This is a genomic window from Flavobacterium sp., assembly GCF_035456225.1.
In the GTDB taxonomy this organism is placed as follows: Bacteria; Bacteroidota; Bacteroidia; order Flavobacteriales; family Flavobacteriaceae; genus Flavobacterium.
Genome location: NZ_DATIDM010000088.1, coordinates 1 through 6,222 on the forward strand (window position 1 = coordinate 1; position 6,222 = coordinate 6,222).

Sequence of the window (6,222 nt, forward strand, 5' to 3'; positions counted from 1 at the left end):
CTCCGTAATGAAATTTACTGACAAATAAAAAATCGCCGATTAACAATGATTTCTCCAAAGAGGAAGACGGAATGGTAAAGGGCTGAATAAGGTAAGTGTGTACTAAAGTTGCCACAACAATGGCAAAAAGCAGTGAACTTACAGTATTTTCATTTTGTATGGCATTTTTGTTAGGGATATACGTTACATTCTGGGTATAATTAACGTAATAAATGTAAAAACCAAGCGTGACAACTGCCAAAGCTGTATCTACTTCAGATTTTTTGCCGAAAGCCCTTAATGTTTCTACCCAGATAACCGGAAACATGATAAGGTTTACGATAGGGATAAACAACAAAACAGTCCACCAAGTAGGGCGATCGATGATTTTCATCAATACAATGGCATTGTAAACCGGAATAGCGGCTTCCCATGATTTTCTTCCTGCTTTTTCATATAATTTCCATGTTCCTGCAAAATGTACAAGCTGTACGATCAGGAAAAAGATAAACCATTGAATTAGTGTCATAATGTGTTTATTTGGTTATTTGTTTAATCGTTTTCAGGTTGTCTGATAATCTAAATTATCCAACATCTGATTATTTTAAATTTAAAACGTCTTTCATGGTGAAAACACCTTTTTTTCCGTTAATCCATTCGGCAGCCACGACAGCTCCCAAGGCAAAACCTTCGCGACTGTGCGCCGTATGTTTTATTTCAATCTGATCTACCGCAGAATCATAAAATATGCTGTGTGTACCCGGTATGTTTTCAATACGTTTGGCTTCGATATGGATTTCGTTAGCTTTCGGAACTTCCAACGTCCAATTAGCGTAGTCTGAATTTTCAATAATTCCTTCAGCCAATGTAATTGCCGTTCCACTTGGTGCATCCAGTTTCTGGGTATGATGGATCTCTTCCATGGAAACCTTATATTCCTCAAGGTTTGCCATCATTTTTGCCAGATAATTGTTCAGTTCGAAGAAGATGTTAACTCCTAAACTGAAATTGGAACCGTAAATAAAAGCTCCGTTTTTCTCATTACACAATGCAACCATTTCGTCATATTGCTCCAACCAACCCGTAGTTCCGGATACAATCGGTACATTAGTAGCAAAACAAGTTGAAATGTTACTCACTGCAGCAGTAGGAACACTGAAATCGATTGCAACATCTGCATTTTCCAATCCGTCATAAGTGTCACCGTGGTCTTTTCGAAGAACAATTTCGTGACCTCTTTCCAAAGCAATACGTTCGATTACTTTACCCATTTTTCCGTAGCCTAAAAGTGCAATTTTCATGATGTTCAGATTAGAATTTATAATTCAGTGTCAAACCGACATTGTGTTTGTAATTGATTTCGTTTTGATAGAGATCCGGACGAACCGTAAGGTTTTCGTTTACGTTGAACTGCATCAGGTGTGCATCAACATTGGCGTCCACGATATTTAAGACATAAATGGCAACAGTAATGAAAGCCGATAAATCACGGTTTCTTTTGTAAAATTTCTGTCCTTCTATCAGTCGTCCATTGTCTAAAGGCCCATAGTAAGGGTCGTCATCCAGGTAATGCGAAGTGCCGTTTAACCTGTCTTTGTATTCGTTACGGAAATCGTTGTATTTTTTGTTGTTATCTATGTAAAAATAGATACTCGTTGCCAGTCCGGCATAGATAATAGGGATTTTCCAGTATTTTTTGTTGTAAGCCTGTCCCATTCCCGGAACCAATGCTGAATAAAAAGCAGCTTTGGCTGGGGCAAGAACGTTAATTTCGCCCGTTTTAACAGAGTCCTTTGCAATCAGTAACGGAGCTTCAGTTTGGGAAAGAACTGTTTGCGATGTAAAGAACAGTGTGAAAAAGAATATTATCAGTAACTTATTCACTATCCGTTAATTAATTTTAAAATCCTGTTGAAATCTTCTTCAGAATGGAAAGGAATAGTTATTTTCCCTTTTCCGTTAGCGGCCACTTTTACATCTACTTTAGCTCCGAAGAAATTGGTAATACTTCTTTGTTTGTCGGAATCCACTTCAAAAGAAGTTCCTTTTGGTGCCTTTGGCAGAGCTGGTTTCAGGCTATCATGATACGCTTTGACCAATGCCTCGGTTTCACGAACAGAAAGATTTTGGCTTACAATTTTCTGATAGATATCGGTTTGCACATCGTGATCTTCCACGTTGATGATGGCACGACCGTGTCCCATGGTGATGAATCCGTCGCGGATACCGGTTTGGATGATCGGGTCTAATTTTAGTAAACGCAGGTAATTGGCAATCGTCGAACGTTTTTTACCAACTCGGTCACTCATTTGTTCTTGAGTCAGCTGAATTTCGTCGATTAATCTTTGGTAAGACAAAGCGATTTCGATAGGATCCAAATCATGTCTCTGGATATTTTCCACCAAAGCCATAACCAATGAATCGTTGTCGTTTGCAAGACGAATATAGGAAGGAACCGTTTTTAACCCTATTAATTTCGAAGCACGTAAACGACGTTCACCGGAAATCAACTGGTATTTGTTGAAATCGGTTTTTCTAACCGTAATAGGTTGGATTACACCTAGTTCTCTAATGGAGGAGGCCAATTCCTGAAGCGATTCTTCATTGAAATTGGTTCGTGGTTGAAACGGATTGATTTCAATTGCTTCGATATCAAGTTCAATAATATTCCCGACAACTTTGTCCGCATTTTTATCCTCTACCGATTGAATATCGTTTTCCGGATCTTTTAATAACGCCGATAATCCTCTTCCTAATGCCTGTTTTTTTACCGCTTTTGTCATAAAATATTAGATGCTGTTTTTCTTGATTATTTCCTCTGCCAAGTTTAGATAATTGGTCGCTCCTTTACTTGTAGCGTCATAATTAATGATGCTTTCTCCGAAACTTGGTGCTTCACTCAATTTGATGTTTCTTTGGATGATGGTATCAAAAACCATGTTGTTAAAGTGTTTCTGCACTTCTTCCACCACCTGATTTGATAAACGCAAACGAGAATCATACATCGTTAGCAATAAACCTTCAATGTCCAGTTCCGGATTGTGTATTTTTTGCACACTTTTGATGGTGTTCAGCAATTTACCAAGGCCTTCCAATGCAAAATACTCACACTGAATAGGGATCACAACCGAGTCGGCAGCTGTTAAGGCATTTAAGGTCAGTAACCCCAAAGAAGGCGCACAATCAATAATGATATAATCGTATTTGTCTTTTACGCTCGCCAATGCCTGTTTCAGCATGTACTCACGGTTTTCTTTGTCTACGAGTTCAATTTCGATTGCCACAAGGTCAATATGAGCCGGAATTAAAGATACGTTCGGAGCCGTACATTCCATTATAGCTTCTTCAGGTGTGTTGCTGTGTTCCAGAATCTGATAAGTTCCTATTTCAACACCTTCCACGTCAATTCCTAATCCTGACGAGGCATTTGCCTGAGGATCAGCATCAATTAATAGTACTTTTTTTTCCAGAACACCTAAGGAAGCTGCTAAATTAACTGAAGTTGTAGTTTTTCCAACGCCACCTTTTTGATTGGCTATAGCAATGATTTTACCCATTTTTTCTTTTCAAATTTTGAAGCGTAAAAATACAATTTATTATGGTTTATGAAAATGTTATTTGTTAACAATATTTTAAAGTTGAAAGAGATGGTTTAAGTTTGCAGTCTCAGTCCTAGTTTACAGCGATTGTAGTGGTAATTGTCATGATTGAAATGCCTCAATTCTTTTTGATCAGGAGATGTTTTAGGCGGATGAATTTTTGGAGATGTTTTATAAAAAAAAGTCAGCCTGAATTTCTTCAAGCTAACTACTATATTCTATTTTCAATTTGTCATTTGAAACTGCAAACCGTAACTGAATACTGCGACTGACTACTGTGACTGAGTACTGTGACTGACTACTATTTATTCCCTTTCGACTTGATCATCATTTCCAGCATATCCCATAATTCGGTTGGAACCTGTTCGAGTAAATTGAATTGTCCTGCGCCTTGTAACCATTCCCCTCCGTCGATGGTAACCACTTCACCATTAACGTATGCGGAAAAATCAGAAACCAGATATGCTGCTAAATTTGCTAATTCCTGATGATCGCCCACTCTTTTCAAAGGTACTTTTTTAGCTAAATCGAATTTCTCTTTTAAATCACCCGGCAACAAACGATCCCAGGCGCCTTTGGTAGGGAAAGGGCCAGGAGCAATCGCATTCATGCGGATGCCGTATTTGGCCCATTCCACAGCCAAACTTCTTGTCATGGCAAGCACTCCGGCCTTCGCTGTAGCGCTTGGAACTACATAAGCAGATCCTGTCCAGGCGTAAGTTGTGACTATATTTAGCACTGTGTTGTTGGTTTGTTTTGCTTCAATCCAATGTTTTCCGAAAGCCAACGTGCAGTTTTTGGAACCTTTCAAAACGATGTCGATTATGGTATCCCAGGCATTGGCTGACAAGCGTTCGGTAGGGGAGATGAAATTTCCGGCAGCATTGTTCACTAACACATCTACTTTTTGGTAGGCTTTTAAAACTTCGGCTAACATGGCTTCTACCTGGTCGTAATTGCGTACGTCGCATTGAACGGCAAGGCATTTTCCACCGGTTTCCGATTCTAATTCTTTGGCCGTGGTTTGCAGTTTTTCCAAATCACGGGAGGTGATGGCAACTTTTGCACCCAATTCCATAAAATATTTTGTCATTGCTTTACCTAGACCGCTTCCGCCTCCGGTTACAACAATGACCTTGTCTGCCAAAGCATTATCGCGTAGCATTTTTGCTGAAAAATTCATATGTGTAGGTTTTTAGAATCGTAAATATAAACAAAAATACTATGCCTGCATAGTAAGTGTTCAGTTTTTCAGAAGATAGTCCTCAAGACGGTCAAAAGTACCTTTGAAGCCCAACTCCATATTTTCATGATTTTCCCCAAAGGTTTTTATTTCCATATCCGATGCATTGTAAGGTGCTATCAGCAGGGTAACGGTGGTGATGCCGTTTTCTTCCTCGAGGGTCATGATGTTGAACATCTCCAACGGCCATGATTCACTGAAAGGCGCACGGATAACCCCCGCATTTTCATCGGAAAAACAATTAAGGAATTCTATTTTTTTGTTGGGTAGGATTTCTTTGTAGATGAATCGTCCCCACATTTTCAGTGAATCGGGGGATTCAATACAGTAATGGCAGGTGCCCTGCTGACGGAAATCAAAAGTTATTACATTGGTTGAAAAACCGGATGGCCCCCACCACTGTTCAAATCGTTCTGCTTCCGACCAAGCTTTATAAACGAGATTTTTAGGGGCCTTAAAATCTCTTGATATGACAAGTTTGTTGTCAATATAAAGATTGTGGTGCGACATAGTTATATTTTTTTTCGTTTTCCTAAAGATAAAAAAAATATATTACAAAATGTTATTTTTCAATATTTTATATATCGTTAAGTCGCTCTGCTGCTGCGATAAGGGTCTCATCTGTTTTGGCAAAACAAAATCGGAGCACGTTTTTGTCGGTGCCGTCCTGGTAAAAAACAGATAGCGGAATGGAAGCCACACCGTGTTTCGTTATCAGTTCCCTTGAAAAATCCACGTCATTTTGGTTGCTGATATTCTTATAGCTTACCAATTGAAAATAGGTGCCATCACATGGAAGCAATTCGAAACGACTGTCTTTAATCAGTTCCCGAAATAAATTCCTTTTTTGCAAATACATTGCAGCAATAGCGTTTAAATCGACCACATCCAGATATTCCGAAATGATATTTTGCGAAAAACTGTTCACACTGAAAACCAAAAACTGATGCACTTTTTTAATCTCGGCCATCAATTTTTCGGGTGCGATAAGATAACCGATTTTCCAGCCGGTCACATGCAATGATTTTCCAAAAGATGATGCGATAATGGTTCGTTCAATTAGTTTCGGGCGCATGTGAAAGGAGATATGCGGGTGGGAAAACGATATGAATTCATATACTTCATCCCCTAAAATCAAAACCTGCGGATGTTTCACCAATAAGGATTCCAAGGCTTCAAATTCTGCATTCGTCCAGATTCTTCCTGTTGGGTTGTGCGGATTGTTAATGATTATCATTTTTGTTTTTGATGAAAGTGCGGCCTCGATTCTGTTAAAATCGGGTGAATAATCATCATTCAGAGCAATGCGAACCGGAACGCCTCCGGCCATAATCACCGACGGTTCATAGCTGTCATAACTCGGATCCAAAAGAATCACTTCTTCTCCTGTGTTTACAAACG

8 protein-coding genes are annotated in these 6,222 nt (G+C 39.2%); all 8 read right to left on the reverse strand.

Annotated features, from left to right (window positions below; all coding sequences use genetic code 11):
• On the reverse strand, window positions 1-508 hold a 508-nt coding region (locus VLB74_RS05145; RefSeq protein ID WP_325202389.1), incomplete at its 3' end, for a DUF5684 domain-containing protein.
• A 70-nt stretch (window positions 509-578) separates the two neighbouring features.
• Window positions 579-1,280, reverse strand: coding sequence for a 4-hydroxy-tetrahydrodipicolinate reductase (dapB, locus tag VLB74_RS05150; RefSeq protein ID WP_325202390.1), 702 nt, complete (start codon window positions 1,278-1,280; stop codon window positions 579-581).
• A 10-nt stretch (window positions 1,281-1,290) separates the two neighbouring features.
• The gene (locus tag VLB74_RS05155) at window positions 1,291-1,863 is read right to left on the reverse strand and encodes a DUF5683 domain-containing protein (protein ID WP_325202391.1); all 573 of its coding nucleotides are present in this window, start codon (window positions 1,861-1,863) and stop codon (window positions 1,291-1,293) included.
• Window positions 1,863-2,762 carry a ParB/RepB/Spo0J family partition protein gene (locus VLB74_RS05160; RefSeq protein ID WP_325202392.1) on the reverse strand — a complete coding sequence of 300 codons (900 nt, stop codon included), beginning with the start codon at window positions 2,760-2,762 and terminating at the stop codon, window positions 1,863-1,865. The genes VLB74_RS05155 and VLB74_RS05160 overlap by 1 nt, the downstream gene beginning before the upstream one ends.
• Before the next feature lie 6 nt (window positions 2,763-2,768).
• A complete protein-coding gene (locus tag VLB74_RS05165) occupies window positions 2,769-3,536 on the reverse strand; it encodes a ParA family protein (RefSeq protein ID WP_325202393.1) in 768 nt (255 codons plus the stop codon).
• A 343-nt stretch (window positions 3,537-3,879) separates the two neighbouring features.
• Complete coding sequence (locus VLB74_RS05170; RefSeq protein WP_325202394.1) at window positions 3,880-4,761, reverse strand: SDR family oxidoreductase; 882 nt, start codon at window positions 4,759-4,761, stop codon at window positions 3,880-3,882.
• Window positions 4,762-4,821: 60 nt separating this feature from the next.
• The gene (locus VLB74_RS05175; protein WP_325202395.1) at window positions 4,822-5,331 is read right to left on the reverse strand and encodes an SRPBCC family protein; all 510 of its coding nucleotides are present in this window, start codon (window positions 5,329-5,331) and stop codon (window positions 4,822-4,824) included.
• 67 nt (window positions 5,332-5,398) lie between these two features.
• The coding region (locus VLB74_RS05180) for an aminotransferase class I/II-fold pyridoxal phosphate-dependent enzyme (RefSeq protein WP_325202396.1) at window positions 5,399-6,222 on the reverse strand (824 nt) is incomplete at its 5' end.

Bases quoted from the DNA above. Each gene is read 5' to 3' on its own strand.
- VLB74_RS05170 (WP_325202394.1), bottom strand. From the start codon at position 4,761: ATGAATTTTTCAGCAAAAATGCTACGCGATAATGCTTTGGCAGACAAG.
- VLB74_RS05175 (WP_325202395.1), bottom strand. From the start codon at position 5,331: ATGTCGCACCACAATCTTTATATTGACAACAAACTTGTCATATCAAGA.
- VLB74_RS05165 (WP_325202393.1), bottom strand. From the start codon at position 3,536: ATGGGTAAAATCATTGCTATAGCCAATCAAAAAGGTGGCGTTGGAAAA.
- VLB74_RS05160 (WP_325202392.1), bottom strand. From the start codon at position 2,762: ATGACAAAAGCGGTAAAAAAACAGGCATTAGGAAGAGGATTATCGGCG.
- dapB (WP_325202390.1), bottom strand. From the start codon at position 1,280: ATGAAAATTGCACTTTTAGGCTACGGAAAAATGGGTAAAGTAATCGAA.